Source organism: Chryseobacterium gambrini (genome assembly GCF_027920505.1).
GTDB lineage: Bacteria > Bacteroidota > Bacteroidia > Flavobacteriales > Weeksellaceae > Chryseobacterium > Chryseobacterium gambrini.
On record NZ_CP115857.1, the window covers coordinates 4,170,792 to 4,190,599 of the forward strand.

The 19,808-nt window shown below is 36.8% G+C and carries 20 protein-coding genes and 2 tRNA genes; 8 read left to right on the plus strand and 14 right to left on the minus strand.

The window, feature by feature from the left end; all coding sequences use genetic code 11:
- Positions 1-109: 109 nt before the first annotated feature.
- The 3 genes from PFY09_RS19270 to PFY09_RS19280 all read left to right on the plus strand — a co-directional run bounded on the left by PFY09_RS19270 (position 110) and on the right by PFY09_RS19280 (position 3,578).
- Positions 110-1,639: an aldehyde dehydrogenase family protein gene (locus PFY09_RS19270; RefSeq protein ID WP_271160770.1), complete on the plus strand. Its 1,530-nt coding sequence runs from the start codon at positions 110-112 to the stop codon at positions 1,637-1,639.
- Between the two features lie 262 nt (positions 1,640-1,901).
- Positions 1,902-2,939 (plus strand): alcohol dehydrogenase AdhP, encoded by a 1,038-nt coding sequence (gene adhP, locus PFY09_RS19275; protein ID WP_076392242.1) that lies wholly within the window; start codon positions 1,902-1,904, stop codon positions 2,937-2,939.
- Between the two features lie 255 nt (positions 2,940-3,194).
- Positions 3,195-3,578 carry a DUF779 domain-containing protein gene (locus tag PFY09_RS19280; protein ID WP_185206438.1) on the plus strand — a complete coding sequence of 128 codons (384 nt, stop codon included), beginning with the start codon at positions 3,195-3,197 and terminating at the stop codon, positions 3,576-3,578.
- A gap of 130 nt (positions 3,579-3,708) precedes the next feature.
- Here the strand turns inward: PFY09_RS19280 and PFY09_RS19285 are convergent, their stop codons facing one another.
- Positions 3,709-4,923, minus strand: coding sequence for a dicarboxylate/amino acid:cation symporter (locus PFY09_RS19285; protein ID WP_271160771.1), 1,215 nt, complete (start codon positions 4,921-4,923; stop codon positions 3,709-3,711).
- 94 nt (positions 4,924-5,017) lie between these two features.
- Between PFY09_RS19285 and PFY09_RS19290 the strand changes: the two genes are divergently transcribed.
- The 4 genes from PFY09_RS19290 to PFY09_RS19305 all read left to right on the plus strand — a co-directional run bounded on the left by PFY09_RS19290 (position 5,018) and on the right by PFY09_RS19305 (position 7,439).
- A complete protein-coding gene (locus PFY09_RS19290) occupies positions 5,018-5,938 on the plus strand; it encodes a J domain-containing protein (protein WP_271160772.1) in 921 nt (306 codons plus the stop codon).
- 3 nt (positions 5,939-5,941) lie between these two features.
- The gene (locus PFY09_RS19295) at positions 5,942-6,244 is read left to right on the plus strand and encodes a chaperone modulator CbpM (RefSeq protein ID WP_076392252.1); all 303 of its coding nucleotides are present in this window, start codon (positions 5,942-5,944) and stop codon (positions 6,242-6,244) included.
- Between the two features lie 128 nt (positions 6,245-6,372).
- Positions 6,373-6,903 carry a hypothetical protein gene (locus PFY09_RS19300; protein ID WP_271160773.1) on the plus strand — a complete coding sequence of 177 codons (531 nt, stop codon included), beginning with the start codon at positions 6,373-6,375 and terminating at the stop codon, positions 6,901-6,903.
- A gap of 11 nt (positions 6,904-6,914) precedes the next feature.
- Entirely contained in the window at positions 6,915-7,439 is a 525-nt protein-coding gene (locus PFY09_RS19305; RefSeq protein WP_271160774.1) for a YcxB family protein, read from the plus strand.
- Between the two features lie 49 nt (positions 7,440-7,488).
- On the opposite strand, the gene PFY09_RS19310 is transcribed toward PFY09_RS19305, so the two are convergent.
- A complete protein-coding gene (locus PFY09_RS19310; RefSeq protein ID WP_271160775.1) occupies positions 7,489-8,472 on the minus strand; it encodes a PLP-dependent cysteine synthase family protein in 984 nt (327 codons plus the stop codon).
- A gap of 522 nt (positions 8,473-8,994) precedes the next feature.
- Positions 8,995-10,224 carry an ABC transporter permease gene (locus tag PFY09_RS19315; protein ID WP_076392590.1) on the minus strand — a complete coding sequence of 410 codons (1,230 nt, stop codon included), beginning with the start codon at positions 10,222-10,224 and terminating at the stop codon, positions 8,995-8,997.
- Positions 10,225-10,228: 4 nt separating this feature from the next.
- On the opposite strand from PFY09_RS19315, the gene PFY09_RS19320 reads away from it, so the two are divergent.
- On the plus strand, positions 10,229-11,440 hold the full coding sequence (locus tag PFY09_RS19320; protein ID WP_271160776.1) for an exo-beta-N-acetylmuramidase NamZ family protein: 1,212 nt from the start codon (positions 10,229-10,231) through the stop codon (positions 11,438-11,440).
- 79 nt (positions 11,441-11,519) lie between these two features.
- On the opposite strand, the gene PFY09_RS19325 is transcribed toward PFY09_RS19320, so the two are convergent.
- The 11 genes from PFY09_RS19325 to PFY09_RS19375 all read right to left on the minus strand — a co-directional run bounded on the left by PFY09_RS19325 (position 11,520) and on the right by PFY09_RS19375 (position 19,663).
- A complete protein-coding gene (locus PFY09_RS19325; RefSeq protein WP_076392260.1) occupies positions 11,520-11,726 on the minus strand; it encodes a hypothetical protein in 207 nt (68 codons plus the stop codon).
- 4 nt (positions 11,727-11,730) lie between these two features.
- Positions 11,731-12,369: a DUF3575 domain-containing protein gene (locus tag PFY09_RS19330; protein WP_271160777.1), complete on the minus strand. Its 639-nt coding sequence runs from the start codon at positions 12,367-12,369 to the stop codon at positions 11,731-11,733.
- A 1-nt stretch (position 12,370) separates the two neighbouring features.
- Positions 12,371-13,546 carry a thioredoxin family protein gene (locus PFY09_RS19335; protein ID WP_271160778.1) on the minus strand — a complete coding sequence of 392 codons (1,176 nt, stop codon included), beginning with the start codon at positions 13,544-13,546 and terminating at the stop codon, positions 12,371-12,373.
- Between the two features lie 143 nt (positions 13,547-13,689).
- Positions 13,690-13,854 carry a hypothetical protein gene (locus tag PFY09_RS19340; RefSeq protein WP_175608805.1) on the minus strand — a complete coding sequence of 55 codons (165 nt, stop codon included), beginning with the start codon at positions 13,852-13,854 and terminating at the stop codon, positions 13,690-13,692.
- A 62-nt stretch (positions 13,855-13,916) separates the two neighbouring features.
- A complete protein-coding gene (locus PFY09_RS19345) occupies positions 13,917-14,084 on the minus strand; it encodes a hypothetical protein (protein WP_271160779.1) in 168 nt (55 codons plus the stop codon).
- A gap of 216 nt (positions 14,085-14,300) precedes the next feature.
- Complete coding sequence (locus PFY09_RS19350; RefSeq protein ID WP_271160780.1) at positions 14,301-14,987, minus strand: LytR/AlgR family response regulator transcription factor; 687 nt, start codon at positions 14,985-14,987, stop codon at positions 14,301-14,303.
- Positions 14,988-15,000: 13 nt separating this feature from the next.
- Positions 15,001-16,044: a sensor histidine kinase gene (locus PFY09_RS19355; RefSeq protein ID WP_271160781.1), complete on the minus strand. Its 1,044-nt coding sequence runs from the start codon at positions 16,042-16,044 to the stop codon at positions 15,001-15,003.
- A 153-nt stretch (positions 16,045-16,197) separates the two neighbouring features.
- Positions 16,198-16,270: transfer RNA gene (locus PFY09_RS19360), tRNA-Phe, on the minus strand.
- A gap of 117 nt (positions 16,271-16,387) precedes the next feature.
- Positions 16,388-16,460, minus strand: a tRNA-Phe gene (locus tag PFY09_RS19365).
- A gap of 98 nt (positions 16,461-16,558) precedes the next feature.
- Positions 16,559-18,400, minus strand: coding sequence for a lysophospholipid acyltransferase family protein (locus PFY09_RS19370; protein WP_116097819.1), 1,842 nt, complete (start codon positions 18,398-18,400; stop codon positions 16,559-16,561).
- Positions 18,401-18,424: 24 nt separating this feature from the next.
- A complete protein-coding gene (locus tag PFY09_RS19375) occupies positions 18,425-19,663 on the minus strand; it encodes an aspartate kinase (protein WP_076392272.1) in 1,239 nt (412 codons plus the stop codon).
- Between the last annotated feature and the right edge of the window lie 145 nt (positions 19,664-19,808).

The window sequence follows — 19,808 nt, forward strand, 5'->3', positions numbered from 1 at the left end:
ATAAAATTCTACGTCTGCACGATTTTGAAGTTTTTTTGTACGATTGTGCTATCCGAATCTCTAAGGGAAGTGTAATTTGGCAATAGATAAAAATTAAAATTGTACGAATATGAGCACTACAACACAACAACAATCAGGCACACTATTGCAATGGCCTGAATTCAAAAAAAGATATGACAACTACATCAACGGGCAATTTACAGCTCCGGTCAACGGGCAGTACTTCGATGTAGTTTCTCCCATTGACGGTAAAAATTTCACACAGGCAGCCCATTCATCCAAAGAAGATCTTGAATTGGCGGTAAATGCGGCCGAAAAAGCATTCCAAACATGGAAAAGCACTTCTTCCACAGAAAGAAGCATCATTTTAAACAAAATTGCCGACAGGATCGAGCAGAATTTAGAATACATCGCAACCGTTGAAACCATCGATAACGGGAAAGCGGTAAGAGAAACTTTAGCCGCAGATATTCCTTTGGCGATCGATCATTTCAGATATTTTGCCTCCGTTATCAGAGCGGAAGAAGGTTCTCATAACGAACTGGATAAAGATACCGTTTCACTAATCGTTCACGAACCGCTTGGAGTAATCGCACAGATCATTCCATGGAATTTCCCGATCTTAATGGCAGTCTGGAAATTAGCTCCGGCTTTGGCAGCAGGAAACTGTGTCGTTTTAAAACCCGCAGAAAGTACTCCGATTTCCATTATGGTTCTTATGGAACTCATCGGCGATTTGCTTCCGGCAGGAGTGGTAAACATTGTGAACGGTTTCGGAGCAGAACTGGGAAGAGCTTTGGTAACCAATCCGAAAGTAGCAAAAGCAGCATTTACAGGTTCTACAGCAACGGGTAGACTGGTTATGCAGTACGCAACAGAAAATATCATCCCGGTAACGTTAGAATTAGGAGGAAAGTCTCCAAACGTTTTCTTCAATTCGGTAATGGATGCAGACGACGAATTTTTAGATAAAGCCATCGAAGGAGCAGTTCTTTTTGCTTTGAATCAGGGTGAAATCTGTACCTGTCCGTCAAGATTACTGGTTCAGGAAGATATCGCAGATGCTTTCATTGCCAAAGTGATCGAAAGAGTAAAAGCCATCAAAGTCGGAAACCCTTTAGACAAAACCGTAATGATGGGAGCACAGGCTTCACAGATTCAGAAAGACAAAATCCTTTCTTATATCAAATTAGGAAAAGAAGAAGGTGCAGAAGTGCTTGTTGGAGGCGATGTAAATCATGTCGGAGAAGGTCTGGAAGACGGATATTATATTCAGCCGACCATCTTTAAAGGAAACAACAGAATGAGAATCTTCCAGGAAGAAATTTTCGGACCTGTTCTGGCGTTCACCACCTTCAAAGACGAAGAAGAAGCATTAAAAATCGCAAACGACACCATTTACGGTCTTGGAGCGGGAGTCTGGACAAGAGATGCGCATCAGCTTTATAACATTCCGCGTCATATTGAAGCAGGAAGAGTTTGGGTAAACCAGTATCATGCATATCCTGCAGGAGCACCTTTCGGAGGATACAAACAGTCGGGAATCGGTCGCGAAAACCACAAAATGATGTTGGATCATTACCGTCAGACTAAAAATATGCTGATTTCCTACAACAAAAACAAACTAGGTTTCTTTTAATCTTAAATATTAGGGCGTGCCCGTTTTCCCCGTCTCGGCAACGGGGAAAAACGGTCGGGCTATTCAGGGCTCCACTTCGTTTCGGTGCTCCGTTTCACTCCGCACCGGCTCGTTCCTCGCCGCCCTTCCTATCCCTCACGCGAACAACCATTCGTCCTGATCCGGAATTTTCGGGTGAGCAGGAACTTTTGTGTCATTTAGAGCCGTATCAAAACTTTAAAGAACCAGACTAAACTTAAAAACCAACTCAAAAAAATAAATAATGATTCCAAAAACAATGAAAGCAGCAGTTGTTCAAGGTTATGGACAACCCCTGAAAATAGAAGAAGTTCCCGTAAGAGAACCCGGAAGATATGAAGTACTCGTAAAAGTAATCGCTTGTGGCGTTTGTCACACAGATTTACACGCGGTGGACGGCGATTGGCCTGCAAAACCAAAAATGCCTTTAATTCCGGGACATGAAGGAGTAGGGATCGTGGTTGCATGTGGTCCTGAAGCTTTTGTAAAAGAAGGAGATGCAGTGGGAGTTCCGTGGCTCTATTCCGCTTGTGGATGCTGCGATTACTGTATTACAGGCTGGGAAACACTTTGCGAAGCCCAGAAAAACGGAGGATACAGCGTTGATGGAGGTTTTGCCGAATATGTAATTGCAGATTCACGATATGTAGGACACCTGAAACCGGATGTTAACTTTTTAGAGATTGCGCCGATTCTTTGTGCCGGAGTTACTGTATACAAAGGCTTGAAGGAAACGGAAACAAAACCGGGAGAATGGGTTGCCATTTCAGGAATCGGTGGATTGGGACACGTTGCCGTTCAGTATGCAAAAGCAATGGGAATGCATGTCGCCGCTATTGATGTTGCAGATGATAAACTGGATCTGGCTAAAAAATTAGGCGCAGATCTGGTCGTGAATGCCAAAACAACAGACCCCGGAGAATACCTTCATAAAGAAGTTGGCGGAATGCACGGTGCATTAATAACAGCAGTATCTCCGATTGCCTTCAAACAGGGAATTGATGTTCTGAGAAGAAAAGGGACAATCGCGTTAAACGGTCTTCCGCCGGGATCATTTGAGCTTCCGATTTTTGAAACCGTATTAAAAAGAATCACGGTGCGCGGTTCCATCGTAGGAACTCGAAAAGATCTTCAGGAAGCGCTGGATTTTGCAAATGAAGGACTGGTAAAAGCAACGGTAACTGCGGCAAAATTAGAAGATATTAATGATGTTTTCGACAAAATGAAGAAAGGGCAGATCGATGGCAGAATCGTTCTCGATATTGCAGGAAGTTCGAATTAAATAGAATTTAAGGTTTCGGCGAAATTTCATTTCGCCGAAACTTTTTAACTTTATATAAGAAAGATAATGACAAAGAAACGGAGGCTTTAAGAACATGATTTTTGCGAATGGATCAAAGAAGAGATAATGACATTCTGAAATACCGAAAATGTTGTCATTCTGACGAAGGAAGAATCTAAACCTTATTTATAAAGATTTTTTACTTCACTTCTGAACTGCGTTCGTAGACCTTTAATTCACTAAAAATAAAGAAAAATGCAAACAAGAATAGCAAGACTCTCAGCAACCGAAAAAGCTTTGGAAGTCATTTGGGAACTGGAAAAAAAATACGGTGATCTGATGTTTTATCAGGCAGGAGGATGCTGTGAAGGAACGCAGCCGCAGTGTTTTGAAAAAGGAGGATTTTACCCGAGAATGAACGATGCGATGATCGGTACGATTAACAATCATGAATTCTGGATTGACCGTGATCTCTTCGAATACTGGAAATACTCACATTTTACACTCGATGTTGTCGATGGTTTCGGACCGGGCGGATTCTCTTTAGAAACACCTCTGGGAAAAACATTCAAAGTCATTTACAGACTTTTCACGCCAGAAGAACTGGAGAATTTAGAACCGGTGAAACGCAGTGAATAAAAATCTGCTGAATCGGCACAATCTGCGAGATAAAAAAATATAAAGTCTCATGCAGATTTAGCAGATGACGCAGATGTTTAAGTTAAATATTATTCGTGCAATTCGTGAAAAAACATTCGTGCAATTTGTGTTAGGTACAAAAAAAACTAACCTTCACAAACCTACTCACAAACATAGAAGCTACCAATTGTCCGACCGCATTTAAAACCGTTGCCAAAGGATCAACCAGCGTTCCGATAATCATCACTGCCGGAATTGCTTCCTGTGGTAATTTGTAAACTGAAATCATCAGCATTTCTCCAATATATCCTCCGTTCGGAATTCCTCCCGCAACAATGCTTACAAAAACAGTAATTCCTAAAGCTAAAAGAAGATTCATGGGATCAAAAAAATCTCTTCCGATGATTAAGAATGCCACATAGATTTTAATGATTGACGACATGGAAGAACCGTTTTTATGCAAAGTTGTCCCAATCGGGATCACAATATTTGAAATCTGGCTCGGAATTCCGATTTTTGAAGCTGCCTGTAAATTGGCGGGCATCGTGGCGAAACTGCTGCAGGTACTCAAAGCGGTTAAAGTGGGGAAAATAGCATTCGTCCAGAAACTTTTAACCCCGTTCTGTCCTTTTGCCATAAACGCATAGAGCGAAAAAAAGACCAGAAAATAGACCACTCCTGCAATATAATACAATCCTAAAGGTTTCGCATAAAATCCGAAAAGCTGAGGTCCCAGCGTAGCAACCTGATACGCAAAATAAGCGCCCAAACCAATCGGGGCAACTTTCATAATCAACAAAAGCAGTTCCTTCATCACTTCATAACCCGAAGCGATAAATGACCGGAAAGCCTGTCCTTTTTCTCCCGCTTTTCTGGCGGAAAATCCCGTCATGAAAGCAAAAATTAAAAGAGCCAGCATATTTTGTCTTGAAAAAAGCTGCGTAAATTCTCCTACCGTAAAAAATCCTACGATTCTGTTTCCCCAACTGTCATTGCTTGTAGCTTCCTCCACAATTTCAGAACTTCCCGAAACTCCGGAAACTGGAAAAAGATAAACGGCGCAAATCGTAAAAACCGCGGCGGTTAAAATAAAAAACAGAAAGGTAAAAGCCATGGTAACCATTATTTTTCCAAATTTAGACTGCTGCTCTAACGAAGCAATAGAATTGGAAACGGCAAAGAAAACCAGCGGAACAACACTTACAAATAGCAGGTTCAGGAAGATATCTCCCAAAGGTTTTATATAATCCACAATATCGGGAGCAACAATTCCGATGATGCTTCCGACAATGATTCCCAAAAGTAAAAGTAAAATTCCTGAATAGTTCTTCAGCACTTCTTTCATGCGTTGCTTTTTAACCAAAGATAGCTTAATTTTTAACATTCCGTTATATAAAATTCAGTCATAAAATCCTTAAATTTGAGTAAACATCGTTTCTATGGCTTATATAGATTACTATAAAATTTTAGGCGTAGACAAAAACGCAACGCAGGAAGATATCAAAAAGGCATATCGCAAACTCGCAAGAAAATTACATCCCGATCTCAATCCTGATGACAAGGAAGCCGAAAGACAATTCAAAGAGCTGAATGAAGCCAATGAAGTTCTGAGCAATCCCGAAAACCGTGCAAAGTACGATAAATACGGAGAACACTGGAAGCATGGTGAAGAATATAAAAACGCCCAGCAACAGCAGCAAAGACAATATCAAAATCAGGGAGGAAACTTCGGAGGCGGATTTTCGGAAGCGGATTTCGGCGACGGGGAAGATTTTTCAGATTTTTTCCAGAGTATGTTTGGCGGAGCAGGAGGAGGTTTCGGAAGGAATTCAAGGGGAAGTGCGTCGGGAAAATTTAAAGGACAGGATATTCAGGCAGAATTAACCTTAACCTTGAAAGATGCTGCAACAACACATCCTCAGACTTTTGATATCAATGGCAAAAAAGTAAGAATTACCATTCCGGCAGGAGTGTATGACGGTCAGCAGATTAAATTAAAAGGGCACGGAAATCCCGGTTTCAATGGCGGTCCGAATGGAGATTTATACATTACTTTCAATATTACTCCTGATCCGAATTTTGAAAGAACCGGCAATGATCTGAAATCTAAAGTTTTGATTGATCTTTACACTGCAGTTTTAGGCGGTGACGTAAAAGTAAATACTCTCGACGGAAGTGTAAATCTGAAAGTAAAACCTGAAACACAGAACGGAACAACGGTGAGACTGAAAGGAAAAGGTTTTCCGGTGTACAAGAAGGAGGGAGAATTCGGTGATCTTTTTGTGACGTATGAAGTGAAATTACCGACCAACCTGACTGAAAAGCAGAAAGAACTTTTTCAACAACTTAAAAATTCCTAAGCCATGAGTGAAAGAATATCGAGGGAAGAACTCGTAAAAATATACAATGTAGAAATTACTTTTTTTGATGAACTGGTGAATTCCGGATTGCTCAATATTCATACAGAAAACGAAATCCGTTATGTGATGTATGAAGATTTGCCCACGTTTGAGCGGTTTACCAACTGGCATTATGATCTGGAAATCAATCTTCCCGGTTTGGAAGTGATCCATGAAATGCTGAAAAAAATGGATGATCTCAGACAGAGGAACCGTGAACTGATGAATAAACTTTCTGCAATTGCAGATAAATATGAGGATGGGTAATTTAGTTGATAGCTGAAACATCATGATTGATGATTGATGTTTTGGAGTTGTGAAAAAACAATAGATCAATGAAGAGATCATCATTTAATTAAATTTTTCATTTAGCTTTGCATCAGAAATTACTGTTTATGAATGAAGAGAAAAGTATTGTTTTAAAGCCTAAAAGGAAAGATTTCGAAGAAATATATTTCAGCGGAAATCAGGGAAGTTTGTTTTTTTCATCGACTACCAGAGGAAAAACGATTACAACGATTGTGATTGCTGTTATTTTACTGATTGTTTTTGTTTTCAGAAATGATTTTACCAAAGAAAAAGCGGGAATTTTATATTTTGTAAGTTTTTTGTTTTTGCTGTGTGCAGTTTTTCTTTCTGTAAGCATCAACAAAGTTTCGAGATGGAAAAAGCAGGTAAATAATTACTTGAATAAGCTTGAAAATTGTAAAATCTACGAAATCCGGTTTGATGAAAATTTCTTTACCGTAAATATCGATGGCGAAAAAGAAACCAGCGAGTGGAAAGATTTTACTTATTTTGACAGCAATAATGAATTCATTACCGTTGAAGGAAAATACAGCTATATGTTTCCCAGAAAATCAATGAGCGAAAAGGAATACAGCTTCCTGAAGCAGGTTTTAAAGAAAAATATTAAGACTGATTAAAATAATATTCTATGAATGAGAGAATCATTCCACTAAGATACAATAGGACAGATTTTGAGGAAATATATTTCAAAGATAATCAGGGCAGCCTGTTTTTTTCGCCCACAACAAAAAACAAAACAATCTTCACCCTTGTTATTGGAGTAATTTTAACTGTTTTACATTTAGGTAATTTAGTGAGCTTGGACAATATTGGAGTGTATTATTTTCTAAATTTTGTCTTTTTTGGAAGTATTCTTTATCTTTTAGTTGCTTTTATTACAGTAGTGAGATGGAAAAAAGTGATTACAAAATATTTAAAATCGCTAGACAATAGCTCCTTTTTTCAGTTAGAATTAACAGAAATGTTTTTAATTATAAATATAGATCATCAGGAAGATTATATTCAATGGAAAGAGTTTACCAAAGTAGAATCTAAAAATGATTATATTTTTTTACAATCAGGCATTCAAAATTATTTGTTTCCTAAAAAAGCAATGAGTGAAGAAGATTATATCTTTTTTAAGGAATCATTAAAAAAGATTTTATCTAAATAAAAAACTCAGAGCCAAACACTCTGAGTTTTATTTTATCATGAAAAGCTGATTAATCCAGCCAGCCCATTTCCTTCATCCAGTCGTCGTTGTAAATTTTTCCGACGTATCTTGAACCATGATCGTGAAGAAGAACCACAATCACATCGTCTTTCGTAAACTGATCTTTCATCTGTACCAAAGCAGAAATTGCGCTTCCCGCAGAATATCCGCAGAAAATACCTTCTTCTTTAGCCAGTTTTCTTGCATACACTGCTCCGTCCCTATCCGTTACTTTTTCAAAATGATCGATTACCGACATATCATAGTTTTCAGGAAGAATATCTTCACCAATTCCCTCTGTAATGTACGTGTAAGCATTTCCTAAGTTGATTTCCCCCGTTTCGTGGATCTCTTTTAAGATCGAACCGTACGTATCTACTCCGATTACTTTAATGTCAGAATTTTTCTCCTTGAAGAATGTTCCGCAACCTGTAATCGTACCTCCTGTTCCTGCTCCTACAACAAAATGCGTTAGTTTTCCTTCTGTCTGTTCCCAGATTTCAGGCGCCGTAGACTCGTAATGAGCGGCTCTGTTGGATAAATTGTCGTATTGGTTTACGTACCATCCGTTTTCCGTTTCTTTAGCCAGTCTTTTGGAAACAGAATAGTAAGAACGCGGATCGGTAGGTTTTACATCCGTCGGACAAACAATAACTTCTGCTCCTACAGCACGAAGAATATCACATTTTTCTTTAGACTGTTTAGAGTTGGTTACAAAAATACATTTATATCCTTTGATGATCGCGGCAAGAGCCAGTCCCATCCCTGTATTTCCGGACGTTCCTTCGATAATCGTTCCTCCGGGTTTTAATCTTCCATCTTTTTCAGCATCTTCAATCATTTTCAGAGCCATTCTGTCCTTCACAGAGTTCCCCGGATTGAAAGTTTCCACCTTTGCCAAAACCAGTGCCGGAAAATCTTCACCCAAAACTTTATTAAGTTTTACAAGAGGCGTATTTCCGATGGTTTCGAGGATGTTGTTTGCGTATTTCATAAATGTCTTTTAAAGCGTTGCAAAGATACGGCTTTCAGATAATTAATAATTAAAAATGAATAATTAATACTGTTTTCTCAATTTCAACCCCTCAAAACCAACCTTTCCAATCCAAACCTAAACTCTAAAAGCCCTCAAAACCCTCTCACTCTATTTATCTTCTTACGCTCACCCTCTCCAACTCTCCACTCTCCAACTCAATAAGGAGCTTATTCCCGCTATCCACTGTATCTTTTTTGTTACGGCTTCCTGAACTACATTCGTAAACCTCCAGTGTATGCTCCAGCCGCAACAAAAAAGGATGTCGTTCCTATCGGGGCTAGGAATTTGCCGTTATCAGAACATTTGTCATTGCGAGGAACGTAGTGACGAAGCAATCTCAACTCAAAACGAAGTTATACTTAATATTCTTAAACCCTTAATAAAACTTAATGTTCAAATTGTAGAAAAGTGAATATAATTTTACAAATCTGAGATTGCTTCGCTTCGCTCGCAATGACAAATTCCGTCGAATAATTAATATCAATTATACTTTATTGCCTTCACCGGAGAAATCTTACTGATCAGATAACTCGGAATTATTAAAGCCAGTCCTGAAATAATCAGAATTCCGGCAGAAATAGAGATAATAGCAATCGGGTTAAGATCTACCGGAACCGTACTAACGTAATAATTTTCCGGATTTAAGGTAATTACTCCAAAAACTTTCTGAATCAAAAGCAGTCCGAGACCAATCGCATTTCCGTACAGCAATCCCGGAATCATAATAATTAAAGTATAATTGATAAAAGTAGCCCTGATCTGTGAATTGCTGGCTCCTAAAGTTTTCAAAAGACCGATAGAATTTGTTCTTTCAATAATCAGGATCAGAAGAACCATGATGATATTAATGACCACAACAATCAGCATAATGATGATAATCAGAGCGATATTGGTATCGAAAATACTGATCCAGTCCGTAATCTGAGGATATTTTTCAGTGGCTTTTTCAGCATAATTTTTATAGCCGATGAGTTTCTCAATTTCAGGAAAATCGCTGTCGATATCATTTACATTTTTAAAGAAAATATCCAGTCCGCCCATTTCATCAGGCTTCATATCCTGAATTTTTCTTACATGATTAATTCCTCCCAACACAAACTGATCGTCGATCATCTTAATATCGGTTTTATAAATTCCTACCACTTCAAATTTTCTGTAAATAGGCTTTTGATCTGCCTTTGAAAATACCGTTACAATGCTGTCCTTCACTTTCAGATGAAGATCATTGGCAATCTTCTGGGAAATAGTAACTCCGTTGTAATAGCCAACTTCCGTAACTTTCGGGGAAGTTCCGGCAACCAGAAATTTTTTGAACCTTACACTGTCAAAATCTTTTCCGATTCCTTTGAAAATAATCCCTGCAAAATTGTGCTCGTTCCGCATAATTCCCGTTACCGTAGCATATTTCTGCACACTTTCCACATCCGGAAGTTCTTTTATTTTCTGGATATTCAGTCCCTGATTATCAAGAACGGAAGTATTGTAGGAAGAGTTTGATCTCGTGGATCTTACAGTAACGTGTCCGCTGAAATCTGCAAGTCTTTCCTTAATCGCTTTCTTCGAACCGAATCCGGTGGAAACGGTAATGAGAGAAACAATAATTCCCAATGCCACAGAAAGTCTGCCGATGAAGATGATAACCCTCGAAAGGTTATTTTTGTTATCTTTGGAAAACGCTATTTTTTTCGAGAAATATAAAGGAAATTTCAAACTTATGAATTTAGATTTCAAAATTAAAAATTTACTTCTTATTTGCCTAATTTTTTTAGGAGTATTCAATCAATATTATTCTCAGGCTCAAGATAAAAAAGATTTTAAAACGGGAGCAGATCAGCCGGAGCTCTATTTGCCTTTGCTGAAAGGAAAAATTGTAGGAGTGGTAACGAACCAGACCGGACTGATGAGCGATAGAACGCACGTTGTGGATTTTTTGGTAAAAAACGGAATCAGAATAAGATCCATCTTCGCGCCGGAACACGGTTTCAGAGGGGATGCAGATGCAGGCGAGAAAGTAAAGAACGGAGTAGATGTAAAAACCGGAATTCCCATCGTATCATTATATGGTAAAAACAAAAAACCGACTCCGGAACAACTGAAAGAAATGGATATTCTGGTGTTTGATATTCAGGATGTTGGAGTGAGATTTTACACCTATATTTCAACACTTACGTATCTTATGGAAGCAGCCGCTGAAAATAATATTGAAGTGATTGTTCTGGACAGACCCAATCCGCATGACGGCTACACAGATGGTCCTGTTTTAAAGAAAAAATGGACAAGTTTTGTGGGAATGCATGAAGTTCCGGTCGTCTATGGATTAACAATAGGAGAGTACGGAAAAATGGTGAATGGAGAAAAATGGCTGAAAAACGGAGTTCAGGCAAAATACACCTTGATTCCGATGAAAAATTATCATAAAATGTTGCGTTACCAGATTTCAGATAAGCCGTCTCCAAATTTACCCAACGATAAAGCCATCAATTTATATCCGAGTTTATGCTTTTTTGAAGGAACGCAGGTTTCCGTGGGAAGAGGAACAGATTTACCGTTCCAGATCTACGGATCACCATGGACAAAAAATCTTCCTTATCAGTTTACTCCGAAGCCAAGTGCAGGAGCAAAAGATCCTTTTTTAAACGGAAAATTGTGCTACGGCGAAAACCTTTCAGATTATAGAAAAGATTTAAGGGAACTGAATCTGGACTGGGTAATAAAAGCGTACAAAAACTATAAAAATCCTGATCTGGACTTTTTCCTGAAACCAACCACAGGAAGTAATCTGTGGTTTGATACTTTAGCCGGAACCGATGAGCTGAGAAAACAGATTGTTGCCGGAAAATCAGCTTCGGAAATCAAAGCATCCTGGAAGTCTGATTTGGAAAAATTCGAGAAAATAAGAAAGAAATATGTTGTTTACGAAAACTGATGAAATATGAATTGTCAATTGTCAATAGTGAATTCATTTTATTTGTGAATCTAAATTGACAATTGACAATTAAAATTTTTTAATCAAAATTCTGCGGCGGAGTTTTGTCGTCTTTTCCTTTATTCATGATCACAAGACCGATTGACAGGCCGATAACGCCCGCTGCCGCAATCATTAAAGCTCTTTCCAGTTTATCTGCCTGATCGTTTCCCAGGTAATTCATCAGAAAAAGAATCCCAAAAGTGATGATGCAGATAATAATATGATTTTTACCGAATAGTTTCATTGTTTTATTTTAGTTTATAAGAAATCATGACACCGCCTCTGTAAGGAAGAATTTCCCCGCTTTTGTTAAAGCCTTCCGCTACGTCATACCGAGCTCCCGTCGAGCGTACATAGCCTTTGTAGAAATCCTGAGAAGTTCCGATTCCTGCATAAATATCCATGTTCCAGTTTTCAGCAAGTTTAAACTGATAGCCCCCTGTAATTCCCAATATTATAGAATATCCTTTTTGATATATATCAGAATATTGGTAGACATTTCCATTTTTTTCATCAATAAAAGTGCCGTCACTCCAGTAATTCCACTTTTGGGCAATAAAGCGGGAACCTGCAATATTCCCTCCGATATACCAGTGCTTGAATGCTTCATCAAAATAATATCTTCCTTCCAGCGAAACCGAGTAATACTGCAATTCGTGTCCGGCAAAAGATTTCCACGGAGAAATTAAAACATCGCCCTGTACCGTGAATTTTTTATTTAACTGATGCTCTAATCCTACATTTATAACTCCTACAGGTATTAGTAAAGCATTTCCTTTAAGGTATACACTTTTTTCAGAAGTCTGTTGTGGTTCTTGTTCCTGTGCATTGAGTGTTCCTAAAAAAAACACGGTTAAAATCCCTGCAATCAATCTTATTTTAAGCATTTTATTTTATTTGTTTTAGTAGCTCATCGGCTAAAGTAGAATCTTTCTGAGCCTGTGTTGCCATATTTTTAGACATTTCTGCGTATGTTTTTGCCATTTCTTTATTTCCGGTTAGAAAATAAAGTTTCGCAAGAATATATGTGTTTTCGGAACTTTCGCCTCTCATCACAGATTTTTCAGCCCACTCCGCCGCTTTTTTCAGGGATGATGGGGTTTTTACATGTTCCGCAAATACCCACGCTGCTTTTAATAATTCATTAGGTTCAAACGCTTCTGAATTTCTGTAATAGGCTAAAGCTGCTTTCTCGTATTCCGGAAAATTCGAATTTTGCTCATAATAGCCAAGTTTCATCTGGTTGAGTTTCACTTCCGCATCATGCTTTCCTACAAGAGGTTCTGCATTTTTCATGAAGTAATCATCATTGATTTTTTTATTCTGCTGATCGATAGACTGCTCCACAATTTTGCCAAGCTTGATCTGATTGTCAAATTCTTTATACGTTTCTTCCGGTAAAAATTTGATGATTTCAGCTTTTCTGTCTGTAAAAACTTTGTAATTTTTGTCTTCAGTAGATTTTAAGAAAAACAGTAACAGACCAACGTCGTCTTTTGAGAATTCTTCAGTAGCTTTTTTATTTTCAAAATACCTTTCAGATGCCTGTTTGGCAAAATTAAAATCCGAAGAAGAATTGAGTTTCATAATATTGATCAGAAAATCGGGATCTTTTTCACCCTTCGCAAAACGTTCTTTCAGCGAACCTTTTTTGTTGTTAGGATAATTTACATCCTGCGCCATCGTCAGAAACATATTTTCTTCCATATATCCGAAATTCTGGGAAACAAGCTCTCCGTCGCCATTCAGAAAAAGATAAGTAGGATAGGAGCGTACTCCGTATTTTACCGCAATATCTCTTCCTTCACCTTTTTCCATATCAAATCTTGCGTTCACAAAATTTGCATTGAAATAATCTCCGACCGATTTCTGCGTAAAAACATTTCTTTCCATCATTTTGCAGGGACCGCACCATGAAGCATAGGCATCCAGAAAGACAATCTTTTTTTCTTTTTTTGCCTTTGCAATAAGGTCTTTAAAAGGCAGTTCTTCAAATTTAATGGCTTCCTGAGCAAATGCCGTAATGGCGGAAAATAACAATAAACCGGAGATAATCTTCTTCATTTCCAATTAGAATTTGTTGGCGAATATAGTATATTTTGGCTGTATATCGATAAAATTGTATGCTAATTATATTATAAAAAAAGAGATTGCCGTGTTTCGACAATCTCTAATTTTATTCATCCTTTATCTAACTTATAGCTGGATTATGGACATTGCCTCTCCCATGTAGACCATACAACACATACTTTTACATTTTTTATTGTTTCATATTCGCAACACCAGCGTGGAAAACTAGAAACCGCACCAACAGTCGCTTTTAATTCATTTCTGTTAAGAATTTTTCCGTTTTTTAATTTTTGATTTTTCATAATAAATTAATTTTTAAGATTGTTATTGTTTAAAAATTTTGGTTAATAAAGATGTCTTACTTTTAATCACAAATGTAATAGGCTTCACATCCTGAAAAAGGATCATAATGTGGGTTTTCTCCTTTATAACAGCATTTGTCATAGTCTTTTGTAGCTCCGCCATGGATTTTTTTCAGTTCTTTCACTTTCAAAGGGCGCAGATTCTTAAGGTTTTTAATTGCTTTCTCCATAATAATTTTTAAGATTTTAGTTATTAATATTTTAAGTCGCTTTAGTTTTTTCTATGTTGAATAATCTGATATCAATATTATAGATCCCCAAACAGATTTTACATTTTATTCTACAAAAAGCAGCTTATTGTATATCAATAACATTTTGGAAAAACGAAAGAACAGAGGGAAGATGTTTTTGCGATTTCTAAACCCCAGAAATGATAGAATAAAGGATTATTTATCGGGGATAAATGATTTGTAAGTTCTTCCAATGGGTAATTTTTTCCCATTGACCACAATTTCATTGGCGCAGATGACTTCAATTTTTGACCTTGAAACAATATAGGATTTATGAATTCGGATGAAATTATTTCTGTCCAGGCTTTCCTCAAATTTACTGATGGGTATTTTTACAGTATAGGTTTCCTGTTTTGTATGGATCTTTATGTATTCTCGGATACTTTCAACATAGAAGATATCCTGCAGTACAATTTTTATTTTTCTCTTTGCGATATTGATAAAAATAAAATCCCTGTTTTCCATTTCCAGAATGGCTTTTTCTGCATTCATCAGATGTTTAAATTTTCCTAGTGCATCCAGAAATCTGCTGTAGGAAATGGGCTTTAAAAGATAATCTACAATATTCAGGTCATATCCTTCCAAAGCATATTCGTGAAAAGCGGTTGTGACAATAACATGAGGAGGATTCTTGATTTTTTTTAAAAATTCAAATCCTTTGAGTACCGGAAGATGTAAATCTAAGAATATAAGATCTATTTTATGGGTGTTAAGCAGACTGTTGGCATAGATGGCATCCGAACATTTTCCTACTACATGAAATTCTTTATTTTGAGAAATGAAATGTTCTATGATTTCCATAGCAATGGGCTCATCTTCTATAATCAGACAATTATATTTCACTTCAGGAATCATTTTAATCAAATAATATTTTCAAACTAACCGAATACAGGTTGTTGCTGTCATTAATTTCCAGACTATGTTTTGGATATAACAAATCCAGTTGTCTTTTAATATTTTTTAAACCAATTTTTGTACTTTCTTTTTCAGGATGTTCTTCTTTAGAGTTTTCAATACTATAAATCAGAACTTTATTTTTAAGTTCAAGATTAATGGTGATAAAAGAGTTGAATCTGCTTTCCGAAGCACCGTGTTTAAAGGCATTTTCAACAAATTGCAGAAGAATTAAAGGGGAAATTTCCTGTAATTCATCATCAACGGAGAGGTTAAACTCTACTTTAACCTGTTTGTGCCTTATTTTCTGTATATCTATAAAATCCTGAATGTTCTCTAGTTCCTGCTGAAGATATACTTTGTTTTTAGCAGAATCAAAAATGTTGTAACGCATTATTTTAGCCAGTTTCAAAATAATTGTTGGAGTTTCGTCTGATTTTTTCAGAGAGAGTCCGTAAATATTATTAAGCGTATTGAAAAGAAAATGCGGATTTATCTGTGTTTTAAGCAGCTTTAGTTCGGTATCCGTTTTTTCTTTTGAAATTTCCATCAGTCTTTTTTGCGTTTCATTTTGCTGAATAAATTTTTCGAAACCTAATGCAATAGCAATGGCAAAAACAATATTCATCATTGCCACAAAAATTCCCGCTAATGAAAACCTTGTTGTTTCTTCGGGGAAAGAATAGCAGAAAGGAAATATAAGATCGTGAGAAAGTACTCTGTAAAGACTTACAAAAAAAATTACTGTAACAATTACAGCGAAAACCCTAAGTGCTTTATTTTTAAGAATCTTTATTTTACCATCTATAATTGATAAAACGATGTAAGATGCTGGAATTTCTGTGATAAGAAAAGTACATTCTGAAATAGCGGAAAGATGTACGGTTTTTTGCCATGAAAATTGTTTAAAACTTTCATGAAGATACACAACGGAAGCATGGATCTCAAAAAGAAAATATGCAAGCCAGAAATAGATACGATATTTTGTCTTTTGCTTTAGTTTCAAAATGCGATATTATTTAAAATAAAAAAACGGATAAAATTCAGTTTTTTTTATTAAAAATAACAATAAAATCTACGAATGACTAATGAACGTCTATGAAAAAAAAGAATCTTTTTACTGAAAATAAAAAAAACCGTCTCGGATAAGACGGTTTTGTGGTTTCTCCAGGAATCGAACCAGGGACACATGGATTTTCAATCCATTGCTCTACCAACTGAGCTAAGAAACCATTTAATTTTTGCTTCTTTTTTGAAGTGGTGCAAAAGTAATAATAATTATTAACCTTGGCAAATTTTATTTAAAACTTTGAAAATAAAACCACCTTTTTACAGGTGGTTTTTTTAAGTGGTTTCTCCAGGAATCGAACCAGGGACACATGGATTTTCAATCCATTGCTCTACCAACTGAGCTAAGAAACCATTCTTGTTACTTCGTTGTTTTAAAGTGATGCAAAAGTAGTAAGTTTTAGTATATGAAGCAAGTATTAACAAGACTTTTTTTAACAAAACTTAAAAACCTACTGATTTTCAACCGAATTATTTTCCTGTTCGCGTCTTATCTGTTCGCTCATTTCCTCTAATACAGGCTTAATCGTGCTTTCCGGAAGATCACTTATTCGGATATACATCAGTCCGTCGATGGCATCATTGAAGTTGGGATCTACGTTAAAAGCGATAACTTTCGCGTTCTGCTTAATGTATTTTTTAATTAAAACAGGCAGTCTCAGCTCCGGTTCCAGATCATCGATGATTTTATCAAGCTTGTTCAGATCAGATTCCATTTCTTCAAAAAATAGATGTTTGTCCCTGTCGCGAAGCTTTACTTTGTATTCGTTTCTTGGGGTAATATACTGTGCAACTGCAGAATCATAATAATTCGAACGCATAAACTCGATCATCAGAGATTTGGAAAATTCTGAAAATTTATTGGAAATACTTACACCTCCCATTAAAAATTTATGATCCGGATTTCGTAAGCAGACATGTACAATTCCTCTCCATAAAAGGAAAAGCGGAAGTGGTTTCTGCTGATATTCCTGACAGATATACGCACGCCCCATTTCAATCACTTTTTTGAAAAAAGGATGAATGTCCTGCTCGAATTCAAATAAAGAACTGGTGTAAAAACCTTTGATGCCGGATTTCTTCATCACTTCTTTACCCAAAGCCATTCTGTAAGCTCCTACAAGTTTTTCAGCGGCACTGTCCCAAAGAAAAAGATGATGATAATGTTTGTCGTATTCATCAAGGTCGAACGGCAGATTACTTCCTTCCCCCACTGCACGGAAGGTAAGCTCACGCTGTCTCCCGATTTCCCGCATAATAGAAGGGATTTCTTCGTAAGTGGTAAAATAAACTTCGTAATTTCCGTTGCTGAAAAACATCTTATCTGTGCCTTTCAGTTTATTGATGTCTTTTAAAATATCTTCTTTCGGAGTTTCGTCGATGATATTCTGAACGATATTTTCTTCTCTTAGTAAAGGGAATTTTACCGAAAGATTTTTAAGATTAATACTTTGCGCCAAAGATTTTCTCTTTTCGTAGTAAGATTTCATCATATAAACCTTACGTTTCAGAAATTCTCCCAGTTCCTCGATGGTTTCCATATCATCCATCGCCTTAACGGTAATAGGTTTTCCGATTCTTATTCTGATCGGTTTTTCCCTGTCGTTCATCATTTCTGCCGGAAGCATCAAGGTCTGCAAATTAGGATGAATTTTTGCCACCTGATAAAAGATTCTGCTGTTTTTTGCATGAAAATACATAGGAACGACCGGCACTTTTGCCATTCTGATGAGCTTTAATGCCGGTTTTTCCCATTCTTTATCCAGAATTTCACCGTAAGGATTGTTCTTATTGGAAACTTCTCCTGCAGGGAAAATTCCTACACAGCCTCCATTTTGCAGGTGCTTTAACGTTTCCCGCATTCCTGAAGAGCTGCTGTATGCTTCTTTTCTGCCTTCAAAAGGGTTTACAGCAATAACATACGGTTCCATCGGCTTGATCTTTTCCAGAAGGAAATTTCCCATCACCTTAAAATCCGGACGTACTTCTGACAGAACTTTGCACATTAAAATTCCGTCAATCGCGCCAAGCGGATGATTGGATACCAGAATAAACGGTCCTGTTTTCGGAATTTTTGCCAGATCTTCTTCAAAAGCGATATAGCTTAAGTTGCGCTCTCTTACAAATGAGTCGAAAAAGTCTTTGCCTTCCTTGTCTTTTAGTTTGTCGTATAATTTATTTACTTCGTTTATTTTAGCAATGCTCATCACAGCAGATGCTACAGGATTCTTTAAAAATCCTATTTTACTTAAGCCGGAAGCCTTTATCAGATCGTTTTTCGAAATTAAACTCATATTGTGTTTAGTCGCAATTAGTTTTTATTGTGTTACCATTTGAAGCGTATTTTTCGCTATCTGCTCCAATAATACACTTTTTTCCTGGTAAAATTTATCTATGTTCTCTATTTTCGCATTTCTTACGGTAAATAAAGATACATTTTTTATAACTTCTGTTTTAAATACTTTTTGAAGTTCTTCATTTAATTCATCTACAGTATTGAATTTATCTTCAAGACATAAAGCCAATGAAATTGCAGAATTCTGCATCAGGGAAACCTTAATCTTGTATTTGGATAAATATCCGAATATCAGACTCATATGGTCTTCTGCGATAAATGAAAAGTCTCTTGTGGAGATTTTCAGCAAAGTCTGGTTTTCCTTTAAAATATAAGATTCTTCGCTCTGGTTTTTTTCCGAAGCACCTACTTTTGTTCCTTCCTTTGTAGGATCTACAAAAGATTTTACGTAAAAAGGAATGTTTTTCTGCTGTAGTGGCTGTAATGTTTTCGGGTGAATCACACTTGCTCCGTAATACGCCATTTCAATAGCTTCTTCGTATGAAATATTAGAAAGCAACGTTACATCTTTGAATTTTCTCGGATCTCCCGTCATTACGCCCGGAACGTCTTTCCAGATCGTCATAGCCTCTGCATTTAAGCAATACGCAAAAATCGCGGCAGAATAATCAGAGCCTTCTCTCCCTAATGTTACCGTAAAATTGTTATTATCCGAACCGATGAATCCCTGCGTAACGTAGCAGATTTCTTTATTTAAATTGGAAATAAATTCTTCCGTCTTTGCCCAGTCTACCACACCTTCTCTGTAAGAATTGTCTGTCTTTACATAATCTCTTGCATCTAGCCACTGATTGGTAAACTGAATTTCATTCAAATATTCGCTCACAATTTTCGTAGAAATCATTTCCCCGCAGCTTACCACCTGATCGTAAACAAAATCGTAGTTCGGAGATTTGTTTCTTCTTAAAAAAGAATCAATATCGTCAAAAAATAAATTGATTTCCGCAAACACCGCATGATTTTCGGGAAATAATCCTTCCGCGATCTCAATGTGTTTTCGTTTTATCTTTTCAATTTCAGTTTGATAGTTATCCTTCTTGAAATAAAGTTCTACAACCTTTTCCAACTCATTTGTCGTTTTGCCCATCGCCGAAATTACCAGCAGACATTTGGCAAATCCCTGGCTTTTTAAAACCATGGCTACATTTTTTACACTTTCGGCATCCTTTACCGATGCTCCACCAAACTTGAAAATTTTCATTAAATTGTTAATAATAAAATTGTTAGATAAAATTTGTGGGAATATTTTACGGGTGACAAAATTATACATTTACAACGAGATATGAAAGAGCAGAATATCGCTGCAGGCTTAAGATTTTATTAAAATTATCAATTAGGAGAAATTA

Coding starts and splice junctions, on each gene's coding strand:
- PFY09_RS19270 (WP_271160770.1), top strand. CDS start 110: ATGAGCACTACAACACAACAACAATCAGGCACACTATTGCAATGGCCT.
- adhP (WP_076392242.1), top strand. CDS start 1,902: ATGATTCCAAAAACAATGAAAGCAGCAGTTGTTCAAGGTTATGGACAA.
- PFY09_RS19280 (WP_185206438.1), top strand. CDS start 3,195: ATGCAAACAAGAATAGCAAGACTCTCAGCAACCGAAAAAGCTTTGGAA.
- PFY09_RS19285 (WP_271160771.1), bottom strand. CDS start 4,923: ATGAAAGAAGTGCTGAAGAACTATTCAGGAATTTTACTTTTACTTTTG.
- PFY09_RS19290 (WP_271160772.1), top strand. CDS start 5,018: ATGGCTTATATAGATTACTATAAAATTTTAGGCGTAGACAAAAACGCA.
- PFY09_RS19295 (WP_076392252.1), top strand. CDS start 5,942: ATGAGTGAAAGAATATCGAGGGAAGAACTCGTAAAAATATACAATGTA.
- PFY09_RS19300 (WP_271160773.1), top strand. CDS start 6,373: ATGAATGAAGAGAAAAGTATTGTTTTAAAGCCTAAAAGGAAAGATTTC.
- PFY09_RS19305 (WP_271160774.1), top strand. CDS start 6,915: ATGAATGAGAGAATCATTCCACTAAGATACAATAGGACAGATTTTGAG.
- PFY09_RS19310 (WP_271160775.1), bottom strand. CDS start 8,472: ATGAAATACGCAAACAACATCCTCGAAACCATCGGAAATACGCCTCTT.
- PFY09_RS19320 (WP_271160776.1), top strand. CDS start 10,229: ATGAATTTAGATTTCAAAATTAAAAATTTACTTCTTATTTGCCTAATT.
- PFY09_RS19325 (WP_076392260.1), bottom strand. CDS start 11,726: ATGAAACTATTCGGTAAAAATCATATTATTATCTGCATCATCACTTTT.
- PFY09_RS19330 (WP_271160777.1), bottom strand. CDS start 12,369: ATGCTTAAAATAAGATTGATTGCAGGGATTTTAACCGTGTTTTTTTTA.
- PFY09_RS19335 (WP_271160778.1), bottom strand. CDS start 13,546: ATGAAGAAGATTATCTCCGGTTTATTGTTATTTTCCGCCATTACGGCA.
- PFY09_RS19340 (WP_175608805.1), bottom strand. CDS start 13,854: ATGAAAAATCAAAAATTAAAAAACGGAAAAATTCTTAACAGAAATGAA.
- PFY09_RS19345 (WP_271160779.1), bottom strand. CDS start 14,084: ATGGAGAAAGCAATTAAAAACCTTAAGAATCTGCGCCCTTTGAAAGTG.
- PFY09_RS19370 (WP_116097819.1), bottom strand. CDS start 18,400: ATGAGTTTAATTTCGAAAAACGATCTGATAAAGGCTTCCGGCTTAAGT.
- PFY09_RS19375 (WP_076392272.1), bottom strand. CDS start 19,663: ATGAAAATTTTCAAGTTTGGTGGAGCATCGGTAAAGGATGCCGAAAGT.